The following is a 19,670-nucleotide window of genomic DNA, read 5'->3' as shown; positions in this document are numbered from 1 at the left end:
GCCCTGACATTCATGAAGTCCACCGATACCGCCGCCCAGCCCGACGCGCTGCCATCGCCCCGGCACCGCCTGTCCACGCGCATCGTGGCAAGTTCACTGCTGGCGCTGATCGTCGTGCTGTCCATGGTCAGCTGGACGCTGTGGTTGTCCTGGCAACTGGAAGGCGCGGGCGCGGCCATCAACGATACCGGCAGCCTGCGCATGCGGGCCAACCGCGTCGCCGTCGAGCTGATGCGGCCGCAAGCCGGGCGCGAAGTTCGCACCACGGAACAGATCGCGATTCTGGACGAGACCATCGCGCGGCTGGCGCGGGGCAATCCCGCGCGGCCGCTTTTCATTCCCAACGACAACGCCATCCGCGCCCAGTGGCACGACGTGGCTGCATACTGGCGCGACATCATGAAGCCGGCGGCCCTGCGTTCCATCGGCCAGCCGGATGCGTCAAGCTACCTGGAAACGCTGCCCGAGTTCGTGGCCCGCGCCGATACGCTGGTGCGCATGATCGAACAGGACAACGCCGGCAAGACCACGTCGCTGCGCCTGTCGCAGGGCGTGCTGGCGGCAATTGCCAGCGCGGGCACGCTTGCCATGATCTACCTGCTGTATCTGTGGATCATTTCACCCGTGTTGCGCCTGCGCGACGGCCTGCAGCGCATGGCCGACCGCGAATTCAGCACCCGCCTGCCGGTGGAAAGCCAGGACGAGTTCGGCGTACTGGCGCGCGGCTACAACCGCATGGCTGACGAGCTTCAAGACCTGTACACCAGCCTGGAACAGCGGGTGGAACAGAAGACGGCGCAGCTTGCCGCGCAGAACCGCGACATCGGTGCGCTCTACGACATGGCCGCGTTCCTGAACCAGCCAAATGAAATCGAGGCCATGTGCGATGGCTTTCTGCGCCGCGTCATGCTGCAGTTCGATGCGGACGCCGGCAGCATCCGCGCGCTGGACCCTAACAACGAAAAGCTCAACCTCGTGGTGTCGGTGGGGCTGTCCGACGATCTGGTCGAATCCGAACACTGCATGAAGGTCGACGACTGCTATTGCGGCGTCGCCACCCGCCAGGCTGGCGTCATCGTCATCCAGGACTTCCGCCAGTCGCCGCCCGACATGGATCTGAACTGCCAGCGCGACGGCTTTGCCAGCGTGGCGGTGTTCCGTATCGTGACGCGCGACGAAGTCCTGGGGTCGTATTCGCTGCATTTCCGCACGCAGCGCCGCCTGCTGGCGTCGGAGTCGCAGCTGCTGGAAACGCTGGGGCAGCACCTGGGGGTGGCGCTGGACAACCGCCGCCTCAGCGCGCAGGCGCGCCAGTTGGCCGTGGTGCAAGAGCGCGGGCTGGTGGCGCAGGGCCTGCACGACAGCCTGGCGCAAGGGCTGAACTTCCTGAACCTGCAATTGCAGATGCTCGATGCCGCCATCAAGCGCGGCGACGAAGAAGAAGTCAGCGAAATCCTGCCGCTGCTGCGCACCGGCGTAGACGAAAGCTATCAGGACGTGCGCGAACTCCTGACCAACTTCCGCAGCAAGCTGTCGCAGGGCGACCTGCAGGCGGCCATTGAAGACACGGTGGCGCGTTTCCGCCGCCAGACCGCCATCGACACGGATCTGACATTCAGCCAAGGCGAAGGCGCGCCGCTGCAGCCCGAGCAGCAACTGCAGGTGCTGTTCATCCTGCAGGAAGCGCTGTCCAACGTGCGCAAGCATTCCGAGGCCAGCCGCGTACGCATCGCCGTGGAAAACGGCCGGGATTTCACTCTGCTGATTGCCGACGACGGGCAGGGGTATGATCCCGCCGACGTCGCCGAGCGCGGCGAATCCCACGTTGGCCTGCACATCATGCGCGAGCGCGCCGCTCGTATGCGCGCCGTGATAAAACTCGAATCGCAGCCCGGCGCCGGCACGCGCGTGGCGCTCACCTTGCCTGGCGCCGAGCGCCAGGCCGCCTGACATCCTTGCCCATCATGACCATCCGCATCCTGCTCATCGACGACCACACCCTGTTCCGCTCCGGTGTCCGCCTGCTGCTGCAGCGCCAGCCCGACTTCGAGGTCGTTGCCGAGGCCGGGGACGGCGTCGAAGGCCTGAAGCGCGCCAAGGAACTCAAACCCGACGTCGTGCTGCTGGACCTGAATCTGCCCGGCTTGTCGGGGCTGGAAACGCTGCAGCTCCTGACGCAGGATCTGCCCACGTGCGCGGTCATCATCCTGACCGTGTCCGAAGAAGCCGACGAGCTTGGACAGGCGCTGCGCGACGGCGCCCGCGGCTACCTCGTCAAGAACATCGACGCGGACGCCTTGGTGTCCGCCATCCGGCGCGCCGCCAACGGCGAAGCCGTCATTGCGGACAGCATGACGGCCAAGCTGGTCGAGCAGTTCCGGGGACAGGCCAGCCAGACGCCGCCGCCACCCGGCACCGCGGAACGTCACCGCCTTACCGCACGCGAAACGCAGATCGTGCAATGGCTGGCGCGCGGGGCCAGCAACAAGGTCATTGCGCGCGAACTGGATGTCAGCGAAAGCACCGTCAAGATCCATGTGCAGAACGTGCTGAAAAAGCTCAATCTGACCAGCCGCGTGCAGGTTGCGGTGTATGCGGTCGAGCGCGGCCTGTACACCGAGGAATAGTCCTATAAAAGCCGCCGCGCGCGCCGCGCGGTTTGATTTTCGACAAGGCCCGGGGGACGGGCGGCCCATAGACTGGCCGTCATGCAAACTCGAACCTCTCCCATAGAGCTCGTGGCCCCGGCAGGCAGTCTGGCCGCCTTGAAAGCGGCGATTGAAGCGGGCGCCGACACCGTCTATCTCGGGCTCAAGAACGCCACCAACGCCCGCAACTTTGCCGGGCTCAATTTCACCGAGGCCGACATCCGCGCAGGCGTCGAACTGGCGCATCGCCACAACCGGCACGTGCTGTTCGCCATCAATACGTTTGTGCAGGCCGGCCGCATGGCCGAATGGCAAGCCGCCGTCGATGCCGCCCACGACCTCGGCGCCGACGCCGTCATCATGGCCGATCCGGGCCTCCTGGCCTACGCCAGCGACCGCTATCCGGACCTGCGCCTGCATCTGTCGGTGCAGGGCTCCGCTACCCACACCGACGCCATCGAACTCATGAAGGAACAGTTCGGCATCCGCCGCGTGGTGTTGCCGCGTGTGCTGACACTGACGGAAATCGCGCGCATCTGCGCCAATGTCAGTGTCGAGGTCGAGGTGTTTGGTTTTGGCAGCCTGTGCGTCATGGCCGAAGGCCGCTGCCTGCTGTCGTCATACGCCACTGGCGACTCTCCCAACAACAAGGGCGTCTGTTCGCCCGCGCACGCGGTGCGCTGGGTCGAAGAAGACGGCCGCATGGATGCGCGCCTGTCCGGCATTCTCATCGACCGCTACGAACCCGGCGAACCGGCCGCGTACCCCACGCTGTGCAAGGGCCGGTTCGAAGTGGACGGCCAAGCCGACCACGCACTGGAAGAACCCACCAGCCTGAACGCCATCGGCCTGTTGCCCAAGCTGGCCGAAATGGGTGTATCCGCCATCAAGATCGAAGGACGCCAGCGCAGCCCGGCGTATGTCACGCAGGTGGTGTCCACGCTGCGCGCCGCGCTGGACAGCGTGCATGCGGACGCGTCGCGCTTTTCTCCGCGCCCCGAATGGAACGCCATGCTGGCGCGCCATGCCGAGGGTTCACAAGTCACACAAGGCGCTTTCGAACGTCCATGGAAATGACCCAAATCCCCTTTCAGATTTCCGTCGGCCCCTTGCTGTACTACTGGCCGCGCCAGCGCACCATGGATTTCTACGCCGCCGTCGCCGAAAGTCCGGCGGACATCGTCTACATCGGCGAAACGGTCTGTAGCCGGCGGCATGAGCTGCGCGCCGACGACTGGCTTGAACTGGCGCGTGATCTGCGCGCGGTGGGCAAGACCGTGGTGCTGTCGGGCCGCACGCTGATCGAGACCGGCGCCGAGGCCAGCGCCTTGAAGAAGCTATGCGAACAGCAGGACTTCATGGTCGAGGCCGGCGAACTGGGCGCAGTGCGCCATCTGAGCGGCCGCGGCTTTGTTGCCGGCCCGCACGTCAATGCCTATCACGGCGGCACGCTGACCTGGCTGGCGAACCGCGGCGCCGTGCGCTTTGTCGCTCCGCTTGAAATGGACGGTCCTACGTTGGAACGGCTGCTGCGCGAGCGTCCCGCCGGCATGCAGGCCGAAGTCATGGTGTGGGGCAGAATGGCGCTGGCGTTTTCGGCGCGCTGCTTCACGGCGCGGCACTTCCGCTTGAAAAAGGACGACTGCGGCTTTCGCTGTATCGAGCATCCTGATGGCCTGGACATGCGCACCCGCGAATCGCGCGAATTTCTTGGCATCAATGGCATCCAGGTGCAATCGGCCGCATGCCTGGACCTGTTGGCCGAAGCGCCGGAATTGGCGGACATGGGCGTCGACGTCCTGCGTGTCAGCCCGCAATCGGCCGGCACACTCGAAGCGATCGCCGCGCTTGACGCCACGCGCCGCGGCGTCAAACCTGATGCGGTTTCGCCGCCCGCGGGCATTGGCCGCTGCAATGGTTACTACTACGGGCAGGCCGGCATTGGCCTGCAGGAGGCCGCCGCATGAGCGCACCCCTGACTCTACCGCCCATGCTGGCCAAGCTGGGCAAGCGCGTGCCGGGACCTTTCGTGTCCCTGCATTTTGTCGCGGGACTTGAACTGGCCCGCCGCCTGAAGTGGCTGGAACCGCCCGCCGAACTGAACGGACGCACCTTTGCCATCACCGTCGAAGACCTGGGGCTGCGCAGCAGCTTTGTGGTGCGCGACGGCGCCTTCCGGCCGCTGTGGAACAAGGGGCCGCAAGCCGCCGCCGCTGAACTGGAACTTGGCGCGAAGCTGGCCGATTTTCTGGCGCTCATGCGCGCTGAAACCGATGCCGATACCTTGTTCTTTCAGCGTCGCCTGCGTATCGCTGGCGATACGGAACTGGGATTGATCGTCAAGAACTGGCTTGATGCCGCGCCGCGGCCGGCATGGCTTCAGCGCATTAGCGCGGTGCATGGTGGGATCGGGAGCGGGGCGGGCGGCTGATCCTTTCTGCCGAGCCGGTTTCTCTGCCCGGCTCGGCATCCCGTCATTTTCCAGCGCGCCCCTCCATGCGGCGCGCTACGCGTGACAGCGCCAGGCTGGCGGCCAGATACAACAGCGCCACCGCCAGATACACCTCGACGTGATAGGGCCGCCATTCTGTGCCCGCGACCACCGCCTTGGCCGCGCCCAGCACGTCGAACACGCCGATGATGCTGACCAGCGATGTGTCCTTGACCGCGCCGACAAAGACGCCTAGCGCGGCTGGCGCGGCGATGCGACGGGCCTGCGGCCAGATCACGCAGGCATAGGCCAGCGCGGGCCGCATGCCCAAGGCGCGTGCGGCCATCATCTGGCCGGGCGGAATCGCCTGCAACGCGCCGCGCAGCACTTCGGCCAGCACACACGCGGTATGCAGCGTCAGCACCGCCAGCGCCATGCTGAATTTGGAGACGCCGCCGCCAAGCAACATGGGCAGCACAAACGATGCGAACAGCAACTGGGTCACCAGCGGCACGCCGCGCACCGCTTCGATCAGACCGGCTGCGGCCAATGAACCGGCGGGGCTGCCGGACCGGCGAAGCAGGGCCAGCGCGAAAGCCAGCGGCACGGCCGCCACCAGCGCGGCGATCGCCAGGATCAACGTGACGAGCAGTCCTCCCCAGCGTTGCGGTCCGATGAAATCGCCGCCCCACGGCCAGCCGGTCAGCGCGGCCACGGCAATGGCAGACAGCGCGGTCAACAAGACGATACGCATGCGCGCCGGTACGCGACGCGCGCCCAGGGCGACAGCGATGGCGGCCAGAAGGGCCAGGGACGCGATCAGCGCGGGCCCCCGGTGCACGTCGGACATGGTGCCGTAGAACAACAACGGCAGGTTCTCGCGCACGGCGGCCCAGCAGGCGCCCGCCGCATTTGCGCAGGTCTTCGGGTCGCCTGACCACACGGCTCGAAGTACCGCCCAATCGAGCAGTGACCAGGCCACGGCGGCCAGCAGCAACGTCAGAACGGCCGACATCGCTTTGCGCCGAAGGGTCCTGGCCTTACGAACAGCGCCATCCCGGAATGCACGGTCACCCAGGCGCGCGCCGTGCGTGTCGCCGGGGCCGTGCCGCGTATTGCGCGCGTTCCACGCGGAGAGCCCGCCGCCCAGGCAGAGCGCCAGCGTCAGGTAAATGCTTACGGCAAGCGCAATGCCTTCCAGCGCCAGCCCGGTTTGCGTGATGGCCGTGTTGATGACGGCCATCAGCTCCTGGTAGCCGATTGCGATGGCGAGCGTGCTGTTCTTGATGAGCGCCAGGCATTGGTTGGCGTAGGGCGGCAATGCGACGCGCGTGGCGTAGGGCGCGATCACCAGCCGCAGCACCTTGATGGGCGTGAGGCCCAAAGCCTGGCCGGCTTCGACCAGGCCCACGGGAACCGCACGGATCGCGCCGCGCACGATGTCGGCGATGTAGGCGGCGTGAAAGACGACGAGACCGAGGGTCAACGCGGCAAATTCGATGCTGGGTTGCCAGCCGCCATGCAAACCGAGCCCGCGCTTGACGGGCAGGTCGATCTGCATGGGGGGCAACAGCGCCCAGGTGATAGTCGCGGCGGCCAGTGTTGCAGCCAATACTGCGGCCAATGCTGCGGCAGACGAAGCGGGCAACGCGGTGCTGCGCCAACGGCGGCGGGCGTACCAGGCCACCGCCAGCGCAGCAACCGCCACGCCCGCATAAGGCAGCCACCCATGCAAGGCAGGCAAGGCCAACCCGCGATTGGACAGCAGCACGGAAGGCAGCGGCGACCAGGCTTGACGCAGATCCGGCAGCCGCAGCAGCAAGCCATACCAGACGAAAAGCTGCAACAGCACCGGCGTGTTGCGCAGCGGTGCGATGACCAAGGCGGCAGCGCGGGCCGCCAGCGGGTTTGACGACAACCCCAGGAATCCCAGCCCCACGCCCAGGACAGTGGCCAGCGGTATTGCCACGAAGGCGACGGTCAGCGTATTGACCAGTCCCGCGGCCAGGGACATCCAGTAAGGATCTTCCGGCGTGACGTTGAGCAGGCTCTCAGAGATACGGAACCCCGCCGGCTGAAAGAGAAAGCCGAATCCGCCCTGGATACCGCGGGCGGCCTGCACCGATTCGATGTGCAGCACCAGAAGGGCTGCCATGCCGCCCAATCCCAGGATCCAAGCCAGCGCAGGCAGCCAGCGGCGCCACGGGGCAGTCAACGGGAAAGGAAGCGAGGTGGCAGTCATGGCGGGCCGTGCGGCATCAATCAAAAAGAAGAAGGGCGGACACGGTGGCCCGCCCGCGATTCATTGAGAAATGCGCATCAGACGATGCGCATCAATCGATCTGCTTCGAGCGATCTGCACTAAGCGATTCGCATCAAACGATTTTCACCAAGCGATTCCCACCAAGCGCAACGCATCACTGAAACGGCGGCGAATACAACAAACCGCCCTTGTTCCATTGCGCGTTCAAGCCGCGTTCCAGCTTGAGCGGCGTGGCGGCGCCCAGGTTGCGGTCCCACACCTCGCCGTAGTTGCCCACGGCCTTGATGGCCTGCCTGGCCCACGTTTCATCCAGGCCGAAGCTCTTGCCGATGCCGGGGTCCACGCCCAGCAGGCGGCGCACCTGTGCGTCGGCGCTTTGCGCCTGGCTGTCGGCATTCTGGGCGGTGATGCCCAACTCTTCCGCGGCGACCAGCGCGTTAACCGTCCAGCGCACGATGGCGGCCCAGTTCGGGTCGTCCTGGCGTACGAAGGGGCCGAGCGGCGACTTGTTGATGCGCTCGGGCAGGATGACGAAGTCGTCGGGCTTGCTGGCGCGGGCGGCGCGGCTGGCGGCGAGGGTGGACGCGTCCGACAGATACACGTCGCAGCGGCCGGCGTAGAAGGCCTGCTCCAGCTCGACCAGGTTTTCGATGACGACCGGGCGATAGCTGAGCTTGTTCTTCTTGAAATAGTCGACCAGGTTCTGTTCATTCACCGTGCCGGGCTGCACGCAGACCTGCGCGCCTTCCAGTTCGGTGGCGCTCTTGACGCCCAGCTTGCGCGGCACCAGGAAGCCTTGGCCGTCGTAGAACACGATGCCGGCCGACGCGATGCCCAGCCCGGCGTCGCGGCCCGACGTGATGGTGGTGTTGCGGTTCAGCACGTCGATCTCGCCGGACTGCAGCGCCGGAAAGCGTTGCTGCGAGCTCAGCGGCACGAAGCGGGTCTTTTCCGGATCGCCCAGCACGGCGGCGGCCAGCGCGCGGCACAGGTCGGCGTCAAGGCCGGTCCAGCGGCCTTGCTTGTCGGCAATCGACAACCCTGCCGACCCCTGGCTGACACCGCACACCAGTTCGCCGCGCTTCTTGATGGTGTCCACCGTGCCGGCCTGCGATGCGCCGGCAAGCGCCATCGCGGCGGCAATGCCCGCCGCCTTGAATAGATGATTCAAACGCATGCTGTTCCCATGATTGTTGTGTGCAAGAGAGGCACGAATTCTATGGGCGCGTAGCAGTTTGCCGAGCGACTTAATACTCATATCAATATGAAAACTAAGCCTTATCCAGATGCGCGTCATATACCTAGAATGCCCGCATGCCAGATGGTCTGGCGGAGTAGGTTGCGCATGGCTTGGCAGGACGAATTCAGACGGCTGTTTCCCATCACGCGCGATAAGGCTTACGCCAACATCGCGTACACCAGCCCCTTGTCGCCGCATGTGTCATCCGCAGTGGCGGGCTTTTTCGACAGCATCACGCATGCGCGCAGCGACAAGCCGCAATGGCTGCGCGATGCCGACGCCCTGCGCGTGCGGCTGGCCGGTTTGATCGGCGGCGACGCGCGCCGGCTGGCGTTCACCAAGAACACCACCGAAGGGTTGAACACGGTCGCGCAGGGGCTGGCCTGGAAGGAGGGCGACAACTTCATCGTCGACGATCAGGAACATCCCTCGAACGCCTTGCCGTGGCTCAATCTGCGCCGGCGTGGCGTACAGGTGCGCGTGGCGCAGGCGCGCGCGCATCGCTTCACGGTCGATGACCTCTGGCAGCACGTGGATGCGCGCACGCGATTGATCGCGGTGTCGTGGGTGCAGTACGGCACGGGGCTGCGCACCGACATCCAGGAACTGGGGCGCCGCTGCGCGGAGCGCGGTATCTGGCTTGTCGTGGACGGCATCCAGGGCGCGGGCTTGCTGCGCGCCCAGGTGGATGACTGGCACGTCGACGCCTTTGCGTGCGGCGCGCACAAGGGCATGCTGGGTCCGCTTGGCGTGGGGCTGCTGCACGTGTCGCCGCGGCTGCTCAATGCGCTTGACCCGTTCTACATCGGTCCGTCTGGCGTGACCACGCTGGACAAGTCCGGCCTGCAATGGCAGACCGCGGTGTCGGACGCCAATGACGCGCGGCGGCTGGAGACCGGCAACCTGAACTATCCCGGCATCGCCGGCTGGGCGGGCGCGCTGGACCTGATCGAACAGGCGCGGCCCGAGCGCATCGAGCCCTGGGTGCTGGAACTGTCGCAGGCGCTGAGCGACGGACTGCGCAGCTTGGGCGCGCAAGTCGTGTCGCCGCCGGGCGATGACGTGCGCAGCACCACCACGGCGCTGCGCGTGGCGGATCCTGCGGCCGCGCTGGCGCATTTGACGCAGGCCGGTGTCGTGGCAAGCGTCGTGGAGTATGGTTACGTGCGCCTGTCCGTGGGCGCCTATAACAACCATGAAGACATCGAACGCATTCTGCGCGCCGCGCGCGCATTTGCGGCCTGATCTGAATTTTCAATCACGTATTGACCGGAGAGACTGATGACTGAAGCGAAGAAGCCCAACTGGCGCCTGGAAACCGTGGCCGTTCATGGCGGCTACCGCCCCGATCCGACCACACGCGCGGTGGCGGTGCCCATCTACCAGACCGTGGCCTATGCGTTCGATGACACGCAGCACGGCGCGGACCTCTTCGATTTGAAGGTCGCGGGCAACATCTACACCCGCATCATGAATCCGACCACCGACGTGCTGGAGCAGCGCGTGGCGGCCCTGGAAGGCGGCATCGCCGCGTTGGCGCTGGCGTCGGGCCAGGCCGCCGTCACGTACGCGATCCTCACCATCGCCGAAGCGGGCGACAACATCATTTCGTCCAGCACGTTGTACGGCGGCACCTACAACCTGTTCGCGCACACGCTGCCGCAATACGGCATCACCACGCGTTTCGCCGACCCGACCGATCTGGCCGCCTTCGAGGCGCAGATCGACGACCGCACCAAGGCCATCTTCGCGGAGTCGGTCGGCAATCCGCTGGGCAACATCACCGACATCGGCGCGTTGGCCGAGATCGCGCATCGCCACGGCCTGCCGCTGATCGTCGACAACACCGTGCCGTCGCCGTACCTGCTGCGCCCCATCGAGCACGGCGCTGACATCGTGGTGCAGTCGCTGACCAAGTATCTGGGCGGACACGGCACCAGCCTGGGCGGCGCCATCATCGACTCGGGCAAGTTCCCGTGGGCCGAGCACAAGGCCCGCTTCAAGCGCCTGAACGAGCCGGACGTCAGCTACCACGGCGTGGTCTATACCGAAGCCTTCGGTCCCGCCGCGTATATCGGCCGTGCGCGCGTGGTGCCGCTGCGCAACACCGGCGCGGCGATCTCGCCGTTCAATTCATTCCAGATCCTGCAAGGCATCGAGACGCTGGCGCTGCGCGTGGACCGCATCGTGGAAAACGCAGTCAAGATCGCCAGCTACCTGCGCGAGCACCCGAAGGTGGAATGGGTGAATTACGCGGGCCTGCCGAATCATCCGGACCATGCGCTGGCCAAGAAGTACCTGGGCGGCAAGGTGCCGGGACTCTTTACGTTCGGCGTGAAGGGCGGCCGCGACGCGGGCGCGCGCTTCCAGGACGCGCTGCAGCTCTTCACGCGTCTCGTCAACATCGGCGACTCCAAGTCGTTGGCAACGCACCCGGCATCCACCACGCACCGCCAATTGAACGCCGAGGAACTGAAAAAGGCCGGCGTGCGCGAGGAAACCGTGCGTCTGTCCATCGGCATCGAGCACATCGACGACCTGATCGCCGATCTGGAACAGGCGCTGGCACAGGTGTAAGCGCGCGGGCCGACGGCCGCACCGGGCTGGAATCCGATCAGACCGATGCGGGCCGGCGCCGTCGCAAGGCGGACGGCGCCATGCCTTCCGTGCGCTGGAACACCCGGCTGAAGGCGGCCTGGGACTGGTAACCCACGCGTTCGGCGGCCTCCTGGATGCCCATGCCCTGATCCAGCAGCCGCCGCGCCACGCGCATGCGCAGCAACTGCAATAGCTGCGCGGGCGTGGTGCCGCTTTGCAGCGTGAAGCGGCGGTGGAAGGTGGCCTTGGACATGTGGACGCGGTCCGCCATGTCCTGCATGCTCCAGGGCGCGGCGGGTTCGGCCAATATCGCCTGCAGCAGTCCGGCCATTGCCGGATCGCGCGCCAGCACGAAAAGGCCATGCGCCTGGCGGTCCTGAATCGCCAGGTGGCGCAGCATGAAGAAGATCAGCAGGTCCGTCAGCCGCTCCAGCACGACGGGCGAGGCGGATGGCTCCCTTGCGGTTTCGTCCAGGATCAGGTCGAACACACCGCGTGCGGCGCGAAAGCGGTCGTCGTCCGCGCGCAGCAGCAGATAGTCGGGCAGGGTGTCGGCCATCAAATCGGCGAGCCCCGGGCGAAACTGGAAGAACCCGCAGGCAAGGCCCGTGCCGTCAGGCTGACGTGGCGATAGCGGTTGCATCGGGCCGCACACGGCGCCGGTGCTGACGGACGGCTGCAGGGGCGTCAACACATGGGCGATGTCTCGCAGGAAGAAGATGCCGTCGCCCGCCGCCAATGTGTGCGATTCCTGGCGCGATGCAATGTCCGCGCGGCAACGGCCGTGCAGGATCAGGTGAAAACTGGCGCGGGCGCGCCCGCTGGTGCTGGCGGTCCAGTTGCCGCAGTATTGGCCCAGATGATAAAGACTGGATTGCACCTCCAGGCTGGAGAGCAGCACGGCGTCCACGGCGGCTTGATCGGTGAGGGCGGAATCGAGGGTCAAGGTGGAGTTCGGTTATAAGCGCATAGCTGAAAGTCGATAAGATCTAGCATCAAGTTGCGATCCTCGTGCATTGTCGCTTGCGGGGCGCTGCACGCAAAATGGTGTTTTCATTCGATAGTCCAATGGAGATCTTCATGGCCCGTCTGACCGTGCACACCGCGCAAAGCGCGCCCGAACCCACCCAGGCGGCGTTGGCCGCAGCCGAGAAGGGCGCAGGGTATCTGTCCAACCTGCTGGGCGTGCTGGCCAGCGCGCCTGCTGCGCTCGAGGCCTACCAGACGCTGTCGCAGATCAACGCGCGCGCCGGCCTGACGCTGCAGGAGCGCGAGGTCGTGCAACTGGTTGCCGGCACGCTGCACGGCTGCACTTTCTGCGTGGCGGGCCACACCGCGCTGGCGCGCAACAAGGCCAAGCTGTCTCCCGAAGTCGTGGACGCGCTGCGCGCGCAGGGCACGCTGCCCGACGCGCGCTTGCAGGCGCTGGCGGCATTTACGCAAGCGGTGATCCGCACGCGCGGCCGCGTCGACGATGCGGAACTCAAGGCCTTGCGCGATGCGGGCTTCACCGAGGGCAATGCGCTCGAGGTGATTCTGGGCGTGGGCCTGGCCACGATCTGCAACTTTGCCAACAACCTGGCGCAGACCCCCTTGAACGAACAACTTAGCGAATACGCCTGGAGCGGCGCGCAATGACGGCGCGGACCGCGACCCGGCATTCTGACGCGACCGACCTGGCCGGCGGCGCGATCCTGCCGCAGGACCTGCAAGATTGGCTTACGCAACATGCCGAGGCGCTGGACGACGGCAGCCTTGACGCCGCCACGGTGCTGCCGCGGCTGGCGTCGGCGGGGCTGTTCCGCATCGGCGTGCCCGAGGCGCAGGGCGGCCTGGCCGGCACCGATATCGGCGATGCGATCGAGGCGGTGTCGCAGGTGGCTGAACGCTCGGTCGCCAGCGCGTTCGTCGCGTGGGGCCAGCGCGTCTTCATCGAGTATCTGCTGACCAGCCCCAATGCGGCGCTGGCCGAGCGCTGGCTCGCGCCGTTGCTTGCCGGCGAACTGGCGGGCGCCACCGCGCTGTCCAACGCCATGAAGTTCCTGAGCGGCATCGAGTCGCTGCAGATCGCGGCACGCGATGTCGACGGACAGTGGACGCTGGACGGCCGCATGCCCTGGGTGACGAATCTGCGGCCGCAGGGCTTTCTCGTCGCGGCGGCCGTCACTGCGCCCGACGGCACGCCCGCGGTTGTCGCGCTGCCGCACGATATTGCCGGACTGGAACGCAGTGCGGACCTGTCGCTGCTGGCGCTGCAGTCCAGCAACACTGCTGCGCTGGATGTGAGCGGCGTGCGCATCGGTCCTGAATGGCTGATCCACGCCGACGCGCGGCAGTATCTGCCGGGCGCGCGTCCGGCGTTCGCCGGCCTGCAATGCGGCCTGTCAATTGGCCTCGCCCGCCGGGCCTTGCAGGCGGCCGGGCAAGCGGGGCAGGGCCAGGCGTCGCGCGGGATCCTGGGCCAACCGTTGCAGGCCCTGTCCGCGCAACTCGACGAATTGACGGCCGGCCTGATCGCAGGCGTGCGCAGTCAGCGTTTTGTAGCCGAACCGTGGGCCTTGTTCGAAATCCGCATTGCGCTTGCAGAAGTGGCGAACGCGGCGGTGCAGCTTGAACTGCAAGCCAGCGGCGGCGCGGCCTACCTGAAGCCTGGTGGCGCCGGCTTCGCGCGGCGCTGGCGCGAGGCGGCGTTCCTGCCCATCGTCACGCCGAGCCTGGTGCAGTTGAAGACCGAACTGGCCAAGCGCCAGGCCCGGCTCGCCGCGCAGGCCGCCTCATGACGGCGGTGCCGCTGCCGGTGTTGCAGGCCCGGGGCCTGGCGCTGCGCTACCCCGGCGCGGACGGCGCCGTCTTTGACGGCGTCGACCTGGATCTGGCGCGCGGCGAAGTGGTCGCGGTGCTGGGCGCCAGCGGTGCGGGCAAATCCAGCCTGCTGCGCGTCCTGGCCGGCCTGCAGCCCGCCACCGCCGGGACGCTGCTGATGGAAGGCGCGCCGCTCACCGGCGTGCACCCGCGCGTGGCGGTGGCGTTTCAGGATCCGAGCCTGTTGCCCTGGCTGTCGCTGGAACGCAATGTTTCCTTCGGACTGGAATTCAAGCATCAGCCGGCGCTGACGGATGCGCAGCGCCGCGCGCGCGTGGCGCAGGCCATCGACGAAGTGGGACTGGCCCATGCGCGGCATCTGCGTCCGGCGCAATTGTCGGGCGGCATGGCGCAGCGCACGGCGCTGGCGCGATGCCTGGCGCGCCAGCCGTCGGTGCTGCTGCTGGACGAACCCTTTGGCGCGCTGGACGAGGTCACGCGCGGCGACATGCAGGAACTGCTGCGCAAGGTGGTCGCCGACTTCCAGACGGCGGCCGTCCTGATCACGCATGACATCGATGAAGCGCTGCTGCTGGCCGACCGCATCGTGCTGCTGGGCGGCACGCCAGGGCGCATCCTGGGCGTGTGGCAGGTGGATCTGCCCCAGCCGCGCGCCGATCTGCTGCCGGAAATGGGCGCGCTGCGCCTGGAGATCCTTACCCGCCTGCGCGCCGCGCTGCGGACCTCGCGCGGCGCTGCCGTGCCTGCCTGACCCACCTCGCTAGGAGCTTTCTGATGTGCCTTGAACACATGTCGCGTCGCGACTGGTTGAAACTCTCGGCCCTGCTGACCGCCGGCGGCGCCGCATCTTTGCTGTCGGCCTTCAATGCCCGTGCGCAGTCCGAGCCGGACGCGCCCGTGCGCATCGGCTACCTGCCCATCACCGACGCTGCGCCGCTGCTTGTGGCGCATAACAATGGCTTGTTCGACAAGGCGGGCGTCAAGGCCGAAAAGCCCGTGCTGCTGCGCAGTTGGGCGCAGGTGATCGAAGCCTTCATCTCCGGTCAGGTGAACGTGGTGCATCTGCTGTCGCCGATGACGGTGTGGGCCCGCTTTGGCAGCAAGGTGCCCGCCAAGGTGGTGGCCTGGAATCACGTTGGCGGCTCCGGCCTGACCGTCGCGCCCGCCGTCAACAGCGTGAAGGAACTGGGCGGCAAGACGGTGGCAATACCGTTCTGGTATTCCATCCACAACGTCATGCTGCAGTACCTGCTGCGCGAAAATGGGCTGACGCCGGTGGCGCGCAAGGACGGCGCGCCGGCCGCCAATGAAGTGAACCTGGTCGTCATGGCGCCCGCGGACATGCCGCCCGCTTTGGCGCAGCAGCGCATTGCGGGCTACATCGTGGCCGAGCCGTTCAACGCGGCGGCTGAAACCCTGGGCGTGGGCAAGGTGCTGCGCTTCACCGGCGACATCTGGCGCAACCATGCTTGCTGCGTCGTCTTCATGCACGAGCGGGACCTGACGCAGCGGCCGGAATGGTCGCAGAAGGTGGTGGATGCCATCGTGCAGGCGCAGCTCTGGATCCGCGGCAACCGGGCCGAGACGGCGCGGCTGCTCTCCAAAGAGGGCATCAACCGCTACACCCCGCACACGCTGCCGGCGTTGTCCAAGGTGCTGGCGCCGCCGCCCGAGGACCGCGAGCAGTACCTGGCCAGCGGCGCGATCCGGCATGCCGATTGGGACGAACGCCGCATCGACTTCCAGCCGTATCCGTTTCCCAGCTACACCGAGGAACTGGTGCGGCGGCTGCGCGACACGCTGATCGAGGCGGACCGCGGATTCCTGGCCGACCTGGATCCGGCGCGCGCGGCGGCCGAACTGGTGGACGATCGCTATGTCCGGCGGGCAATCGAATCGGCCGGTGGCCTGACGCGTTTCGGCTTTCCCGACGCGTACAGCCGGACCGAGCTGGTGCAGGCGTGACGGGGCGCGAGTCCGTGGCACAGGCACCGCCCGACGTGCAGCGGCAGGCGGCGGTGCCTGCCCGTCGCACAAGGGCGGCTGGCCTGGGTCTGGGCGCGCGCTACGCGCTCGGCCTGGGCGGGTTGGGGCTCCTGCTGGCGCTGTGGTGGCTGGGCACGGAAGTCCTGGCGCCGGCGGGCGGCATGGCCCGGCGCTTTGCGCCCGGACCCACCTTCGTCAGCCTGGGCGAATTGCTGTCCGGCTCGGACCTGCCGCACCACATCCTGGTCAGCCTGCGGCGCATCGCGGTGGGCTTGGGGCTGGCCTTGGCGATCGGCGTGCCGCTGGGCCTGGCGATCGGCAGCTGGCGCCGGCTGGAGGCGGCAGCCTCGCCCGCCATGCAATTCCTGCGCATGATCTCGCCGCTGTCGTGGATGCCGATCGCGGTCATGGTGTTTGGCGTCGGGGACGATCCCGTCTACTTTCTGCTGGCGTTCGCGGCGGTCTGGCCGATCGTGCTGAACACGGCTGCCGGCGTGCAGCAGCTTGATCCGCGTTGGCTGCAATTGGCGCAGAGCGTGGCAGCGACCCGCTGGGAGACGCTGCGCAGCGTCATCCTGCCCGGCGTGATGGGCCACATCCTGACCGGCGTGCGGTTGGCGATCGGCATCCTGTGGATCGTGCTGGTCCCGTGCGAAATGCTGGGCGTGTCGGCCGGCATGGGGTATTTCATCCTGGACACGCGCGACCGGCTGGCGTATGCGGAACTGATGGCGATGGTGCTGATGATCGGCGTGCTGGGGTTCCTGCTGGACGCCGGCGCCCGGGCGTTGTACCGCTACTGGCGCGGCCAGTAGCGACCCGGGGTGGCTACCCCTTTGCCACCCGCTACTTGCGCGCGCTTTTGCCGTTTGCCGCGCACACCAGGTCCCGCAGGCGCCGCTGCACCGGGTCGCGGGTGACGGGCGCGTTGCGGATGCCCGCCACCGGGATGGACTCCACGATCGCCCCGGTGGCGTCGTTGCCCGCGTGGTGCAGAACCTGGGTGACGGTATAGGTGTCGGCGGCGCAGTTCAGCGTTACCGGCTGGGTCACCGAGCCGTAGGGTTGGCCATTGGCCTCGGAGATGCGCGGCTGCGCATAGAACCAGGCCACCGTCACCGCGCGTACCGTTGGGCTTTCGGACACGGTGCGGATGGAATTGCTGTCGTAGAACACGCCCGGCATCGTCTGCGGGTCGACCGGCACCCAGGCCGGATCGTTGGCGGCGGCGCCATGCGCCATCGGGCCGCCGCTCGCCCCGACAAACAGGGCCAGGGCGAGGAGGGCAGAAGGGGGCCTTGCGGTCATGGGCGATTCCGTGGTGTCGGGGCAGGGGCGCGCGTCCGGTAAGACGTGAGCATGCGTTACGCCAGTATAGAGAACCGGGCGCAACGCGCTATAGTTCCGTCCGTTCGATAAATGTGGCTGGCGGCGTGGGGGGCTGGCATTATGCCCGGCATGCCTGGACCCAAGACCATCAGACTCGTGGCCGCTGGCCTGGCGGTCATCACCGCCGCCGTGCTGGCGCGCGGCATCTACCAGATCATCCCGATGGGCGATCCGCTGCCGCGCAGCGAGGTCGTGGGTGAACTCAATGGCCCGGCGCTGGCGTCTTACTCGCGCGTTGCCATCCAGCGTTACGGCGAACGCCAATTGCTGACCGGCCAGCTTCTGGTCACCGCCAAGGACATTGACGGCCTGGCGCAGGCGCCCGTGCTGGACACGCAGATCCCGGCGCTGAAAGACAGGCTGCAAAAGCAGCGGATCCAGCTCGCGCAGACCGGCGCCATCACCGCCATGGCGCATGGCCACGGCGATCTGGCCCTGACCATGCTGCAGACCGGCCGGTCCACCACCGATACGCGCAACCTGATCTACGGAGGACGGGGCACCGGTGTATTCGAGCTGCTGGGCTCCATCAGCGGCGATACCGGCGTAACGTTGATCGGTGCGCCCGGCGGCGAGCCGCTGTTTCTGATCACCAGCACCCTGCGCAGTCCGGGCGAAGGCGACCAGCCCGCGGCCTGGGACGCGCTGCGTTCCGACGACCTGGGCGTCACGTGGACGTACGATCCCGACGTGACGCTGGGCGTGCCGCAGTTGCACACGGCCTTTCTCACCGACCGGCTGGCGATTGCCCTGGAAAACCACGAGACCGGCGTGCGCCTGCTGCATAGCTGCGACGGCGCCAAGCACTGGTCGGCGACGCGACTGAAAGAGCAGGTGTGGCCGGATTCGGCCGCGTTCGAGCGCAAGTTCGCCGAGCTAGCGGAGCGGGATCGCAAGGCGTACGGCACGGAGCAATTGGGCTATGGCTGGTCGCTCTACCCGCTGGACGACACGCGCGCGGTGGGCTGGAGCTGGCGCACCCGCGTGCGGCCGGAAGGCCAGGACGCGCCCGAATTGATCGAGACGCGCCGCTTCGAAGTGCAATTCCAGGAAGGCGCGTCGCCCGCGTTCCGCATTACGCCGGACGTTGCCCGGGTGCCCGCCCAGGACGCCCATGCGCTGCTGACGCGCGATCAACCCGTCTTCGAAACCGAAGGCGACACCATCTACCAACTGGACAAGACCGGCATGGCCTGGGTGAAGCGATCACGCTCGCCGAACGTGCGCGGCGCGGCGTCGTGGATCGGGCAGGCGTGGTTTGGGCGCAATGCGTGGGTCATCAAGACCTACGCCGAACAGCTGTTCTCGGGCAACGAATACACGAAGACCTACTTCTACAGCCGCGACAAGGGCAGGTCCTGGCGGCCATTCCAGTTGTCCCATGAGCAGGAGCGCGGGCTGCTGGGCCTGGACCAGACCGGCGACGCCTTGCTGTCGCTTGCGGAACGCAACGGCAAGACCGTCATTCAGCGGTATCCGCTGGATTGAGTCCGAGATAGCGGCACCCCGCCGCGTTCGCTAGCAGGCGTCCGCCAATCGGCCGTCGGTTCCTCCTTCAGCCGCAGCGCGCCCTCGGCTAATCGGTCACTACATATTCCGGATAACGCTTGCAGATTTCAGCCACCTGGCTGAGCGTGCCTGACAGGTGCTCGCGCAGCACCTGTTGCGCCCTGGCAGGATCCTGCGCGGCGATGGCGTCCACCAGCCGCTGATGATCGTCCAGGATGCGTTCCGCCTTGCCGGCTTCCGGCAGATGCAACCGCCGCAGCCGATCCAGGTGGCCGCTGTAGCGCTGCGCCATTTCCCACAGGCTGGCCACGCCAGCGGCTTCGTGCATGTCGCGGTGAAACGCCTGGTCCGCGTTGATGAATTGCTGGTATTCGCCGGTGGCGTGGGCGGCGCGCTGCAGGTCGATGGAGGCCTGCAGGCGCTGGAGCAGCATCGGGTCAGGCCGCTGCGCGAGCACATGGACGATTTCCAGTTCCAGCGAGCGGCGCAGGAAATGCGCCTGCCGGGCGGCCGCGATGTCGACACGGCTGACCACCGTGGTGTGCTGCGGGTAGATTTCGACCAGGGCTTCCTCGGCCAGCCGCATGAGCGCATCGCGGATGGGCGTCTGGCTCAGACCGTAGCATTCGGCCAGGGTGACGCGCGATAGCGGTGCGCCAGGTACGAGTTCGAGCGAAATGATCTGGCGCCGCAGGTGTTCGAAAACCTGTGGGGCCGCGTGGCGGGAGCGATCCAGTCTGAGCTTCTGGCTTTGCATCGAGTAAACATGTCGAGGTTCCGCGC

The 19,670-nt window shown here is 67.0% G+C and carries 18 protein-coding genes; 13 read left to right on the top strand and 5 right to left on the bottom strand.

The genetic code is table 11. The annotated features are described in order from the left end of the window. The first annotated feature begins 12 nt into the window (after window positions 1–12). The 5 genes from AB3147_RS15220 (at window position 13) to ubiT (ending at window position 5,079) form a co-directional block, all read left to right on the top strand. Window positions 13–1,950, top strand: a complete 1,938-nt coding sequence (locus tag AB3147_RS15220) for a type IV pili methyl-accepting chemotaxis transducer N-terminal domain-containing protein (RefSeq protein WP_367352317.1) — start codon at window positions 13–15, stop codon at window positions 1,948–1,950. A gap of 14 nt (window positions 1,951–1,964) precedes the next feature. Continuing rightward, a complete protein-coding gene (locus tag AB3147_RS15215; RefSeq protein ID WP_175121305.1) occupies window positions 1,965–2,627 on the top strand; it encodes a response regulator in 663 nt (220 codons plus the stop codon). Between the two features lie 81 nt (window positions 2,628–2,708). Then, window positions 2,709–3,725, top strand: a complete 1,017-nt coding sequence (gene ubiU / locus AB3147_RS15210; RefSeq protein ID WP_105239174.1) for a ubiquinone anaerobic biosynthesis protein UbiU — start codon at window positions 2,709–2,711, stop codon at window positions 3,723–3,725. Continuing rightward, complete coding sequence (locus AB3147_RS15205; RefSeq protein WP_438860979.1) at window positions 3,716–4,615, top strand: U32 family peptidase; 900 nt, start codon at window positions 3,716–3,718, stop codon at window positions 4,613–4,615. The genes ubiU and AB3147_RS15205 overlap by 10 nt, the downstream gene beginning before the upstream one ends. Next, the gene (ubiT, locus tag AB3147_RS15200) at window positions 4,612–5,079 is read left to right on the top strand and encodes a ubiquinone anaerobic biosynthesis accessory factor UbiT (RefSeq protein ID WP_239212702.1); all 468 of its coding nucleotides are present in this window, start codon (window positions 4,612–4,614) and stop codon (window positions 5,077–5,079) included. The genes AB3147_RS15205 and ubiT overlap by 4 nt, the downstream gene beginning before the upstream one ends. A gap of 43 nt (window positions 5,080–5,122) precedes the next feature. On the opposite strand, the gene AB3147_RS15195 is transcribed toward ubiT, so the two are convergent. Together AB3147_RS15195 and AB3147_RS15190 are read right to left on the bottom strand one after the other, a co-directional pair. Beyond that, complete coding sequence (locus tag AB3147_RS15195; RefSeq protein WP_367352316.1) at window positions 5,123–7,321, bottom strand: ABC transporter permease subunit; 2,199 nt, start codon at window positions 7,319–7,321, stop codon at window positions 5,123–5,125. Window positions 7,322–7,496: 175 nt separating this feature from the next. Next, window positions 7,497–8,519 (bottom strand): amino acid ABC transporter substrate-binding protein, encoded by a 1,023-nt coding sequence (locus AB3147_RS15190; RefSeq protein WP_367352315.1) that lies wholly within the window; start codon window positions 8,517–8,519, stop codon window positions 7,497–7,499. 168 nt (window positions 8,520–8,687) lie between these two features. Between AB3147_RS15190 and AB3147_RS15185 the strand changes: the two genes are divergently transcribed. Then, window positions 8,688–9,827, top strand: a complete 1,140-nt coding sequence (locus tag AB3147_RS15185) for an aminotransferase class V-fold PLP-dependent enzyme (RefSeq protein ID WP_367352314.1) — start codon at window positions 8,688–8,690, stop codon at window positions 9,825–9,827. A gap of 36 nt (window positions 9,828–9,863) precedes the next feature. Beyond that, a complete protein-coding gene (locus AB3147_RS15180) occupies window positions 9,864–11,159 on the top strand; it encodes an O-acetylhomoserine aminocarboxypropyltransferase/cysteine synthase family protein (RefSeq protein WP_367352313.1) in 1,296 nt (431 codons plus the stop codon). A 37-nt stretch (window positions 11,160–11,196) separates the two neighbouring features. Here the strand turns inward: AB3147_RS15180 and AB3147_RS15175 are convergent, their stop codons facing one another. Further along, on the bottom strand, window positions 11,197–12,126 hold the full coding sequence (locus AB3147_RS15175) for an AraC family transcriptional regulator (protein WP_367352312.1): 930 nt from the start codon (window positions 12,124–12,126) through the stop codon (window positions 11,197–11,199). Between the two features lie 134 nt (window positions 12,127–12,260). Between AB3147_RS15175 and AB3147_RS15170 the strand changes: the two genes are divergently transcribed. Genes AB3147_RS15170 through AB3147_RS15150 form a run of 5 tightly spaced genes read left to right on the top strand, consistent with a single transcriptional unit; the run spans window position 12,261 to window position 16,804 of the window. Next, window positions 12,261–12,818 carry a carboxymuconolactone decarboxylase family protein gene (locus AB3147_RS15170; RefSeq protein WP_175121313.1) on the top strand — a complete coding sequence of 186 codons (558 nt, stop codon included), beginning with the start codon at window positions 12,261–12,263 and terminating at the stop codon, window positions 12,816–12,818. Then, complete coding sequence (locus AB3147_RS15165; RefSeq protein WP_367352311.1) at window positions 12,815–13,960, top strand: acyl-CoA dehydrogenase family protein; 1,146 nt, start codon at window positions 12,815–12,817, stop codon at window positions 13,958–13,960. The genes AB3147_RS15170 and AB3147_RS15165 overlap by 4 nt, the downstream gene beginning before the upstream one ends. Then, the gene (locus tag AB3147_RS15160) at window positions 13,957–14,754 is read left to right on the top strand and encodes an ABC transporter ATP-binding protein (RefSeq protein ID WP_367352310.1); all 798 of its coding nucleotides are present in this window, start codon (window positions 13,957–13,959) and stop codon (window positions 14,752–14,754) included. Before AB3147_RS15165 ends, AB3147_RS15160 begins: the two co-directional genes overlap by 4 nt. A 23-nt stretch (window positions 14,755–14,777) precedes the next feature. After that, window positions 14,778–15,968, top strand: a complete 1,191-nt coding sequence (locus AB3147_RS15155) for an ABC transporter substrate-binding protein (RefSeq protein ID WP_343737189.1) — start codon at window positions 14,778–14,780, stop codon at window positions 15,966–15,968. A 14-nt stretch (window positions 15,969–15,982) separates the two neighbouring features. Further along, window positions 15,983–16,804, top strand: a complete 822-nt coding sequence (locus tag AB3147_RS15150) for an ABC transporter permease subunit (RefSeq protein WP_438860978.1) — start codon at window positions 15,983–15,985, stop codon at window positions 16,802–16,804. A gap of 31 nt (window positions 16,805–16,835) precedes the next feature. Here the strand turns inward: AB3147_RS15150 and AB3147_RS15145 are convergent, their stop codons facing one another. Beyond that, window positions 16,836–17,297 (bottom strand): surface-adhesin E family protein, encoded by a 462-nt coding sequence (locus AB3147_RS15145; RefSeq protein WP_175183627.1) that lies wholly within the window; start codon window positions 17,295–17,297, stop codon window positions 16,836–16,838. Window positions 17,298–17,447: 150 nt separating this feature from the next. Between AB3147_RS15145 and AB3147_RS15140 the strand changes: the two genes are divergently transcribed. Then, entirely contained in the window at window positions 17,448–18,866 is a 1,419-nt protein-coding gene (locus tag AB3147_RS15140) for a hypothetical protein (RefSeq protein WP_218344087.1), read from the top strand. 88 nt (window positions 18,867–18,954) lie between these two features. On the opposite strand, the gene AB3147_RS15135 is transcribed toward AB3147_RS15140, so the two are convergent. Next, window positions 18,955–19,644 carry a GntR family transcriptional regulator gene (locus AB3147_RS15135; protein WP_291377265.1) on the bottom strand — a complete coding sequence of 230 codons (690 nt, stop codon included), beginning with the start codon at window positions 19,642–19,644 and terminating at the stop codon, window positions 18,955–18,957. Window positions 19,645–19,670 lie beyond the last annotated feature (26 nt).

The organism is Achromobacter animicus (assembly GCF_040775605.1).
GTDB lineage: Bacteria > Pseudomonadota > Gammaproteobacteria > Burkholderiales > Burkholderiaceae_B > Achromobacter > Achromobacter animicus.
The sequence above is the reverse complement of the archived record's forward strand: the minus strand, read 5'-3'. Positions and strand labels throughout refer to the sequence as shown.

What these genes read in the sequence shown, in the direction of transcription:
- AB3147_RS15220 (WP_367352317.1), top strand. Translation starts at nt 13, where the DNA reads ATGAAGTCCACCGATACCGCCGCCCAGCCCGACGCGCTGCCATCGCCC.
- AB3147_RS15215 (WP_175121305.1), top strand. Translation starts at nt 1,965, where the DNA reads ATGACCATCCGCATCCTGCTCATCGACGACCACACCCTGTTCCGCTCC.
- ubiU (WP_105239174.1), top strand. Translation starts at nt 2,709, where the DNA reads ATGCAAACTCGAACCTCTCCCATAGAGCTCGTGGCCCCGGCAGGCAGT.
- AB3147_RS15205 (WP_438860979.1), top strand. Translation starts at nt 3,716, where the DNA reads ATGGAAATGACCCAAATCCCCTTTCAGATTTCCGTCGGCCCCTTGCTG.
- ubiT (WP_239212702.1), top strand. Translation starts at nt 4,612, where the DNA reads ATGAGCGCACCCCTGACTCTACCGCCCATGCTGGCCAAGCTGGGCAAG.
- AB3147_RS15195 (WP_367352316.1), bottom strand. Translation starts at nt 7,321, where the DNA reads ATGACTGCCACCTCGCTTCCTTTCCCGTTGACTGCCCCGTGGCGCCGC.
- AB3147_RS15190 (WP_367352315.1), bottom strand. Translation starts at nt 8,519, where the DNA reads ATGCGTTTGAATCATCTATTCAAGGCGGCGGGCATTGCCGCCGCGATG.
- AB3147_RS15185 (WP_367352314.1), top strand. Translation starts at nt 8,688, where the DNA reads ATGGCTTGGCAGGACGAATTCAGACGGCTGTTTCCCATCACGCGCGAT.
- AB3147_RS15180 (WP_367352313.1), top strand. Translation starts at nt 9,864, where the DNA reads ATGACTGAAGCGAAGAAGCCCAACTGGCGCCTGGAAACCGTGGCCGTT.
- AB3147_RS15170 (WP_175121313.1), top strand. Translation starts at nt 12,261, where the DNA reads ATGGCCCGTCTGACCGTGCACACCGCGCAAAGCGCGCCCGAACCCACC.
- AB3147_RS15165 (WP_367352311.1), top strand. Translation starts at nt 12,815, where the DNA reads ATGACGGCGCGGACCGCGACCCGGCATTCTGACGCGACCGACCTGGCC.
- AB3147_RS15160 (WP_367352310.1), top strand. Translation starts at nt 13,957, where the DNA reads ATGACGGCGGTGCCGCTGCCGGTGTTGCAGGCCCGGGGCCTGGCGCTG.
- AB3147_RS15155 (WP_343737189.1), top strand. Translation starts at nt 14,778, where the DNA reads ATGTGCCTTGAACACATGTCGCGTCGCGACTGGTTGAAACTCTCGGCC.
- AB3147_RS15145 (WP_175183627.1), bottom strand. Translation starts at nt 17,297, where the DNA reads ATGACCGCAAGGCCCCCTTCTGCCCTCCTCGCCCTGGCCCTGTTTGTC.
- AB3147_RS15140 (WP_218344087.1), top strand. Translation starts at nt 17,448, where the DNA reads ATGCCTGGACCCAAGACCATCAGACTCGTGGCCGCTGGCCTGGCGGTC.
- AB3147_RS15135 (WP_291377265.1), bottom strand. Translation starts at nt 19,644, where the DNA reads ATGCAAAGCCAGAAGCTCAGACTGGATCGCTCCCGCCACGCGGCCCCA.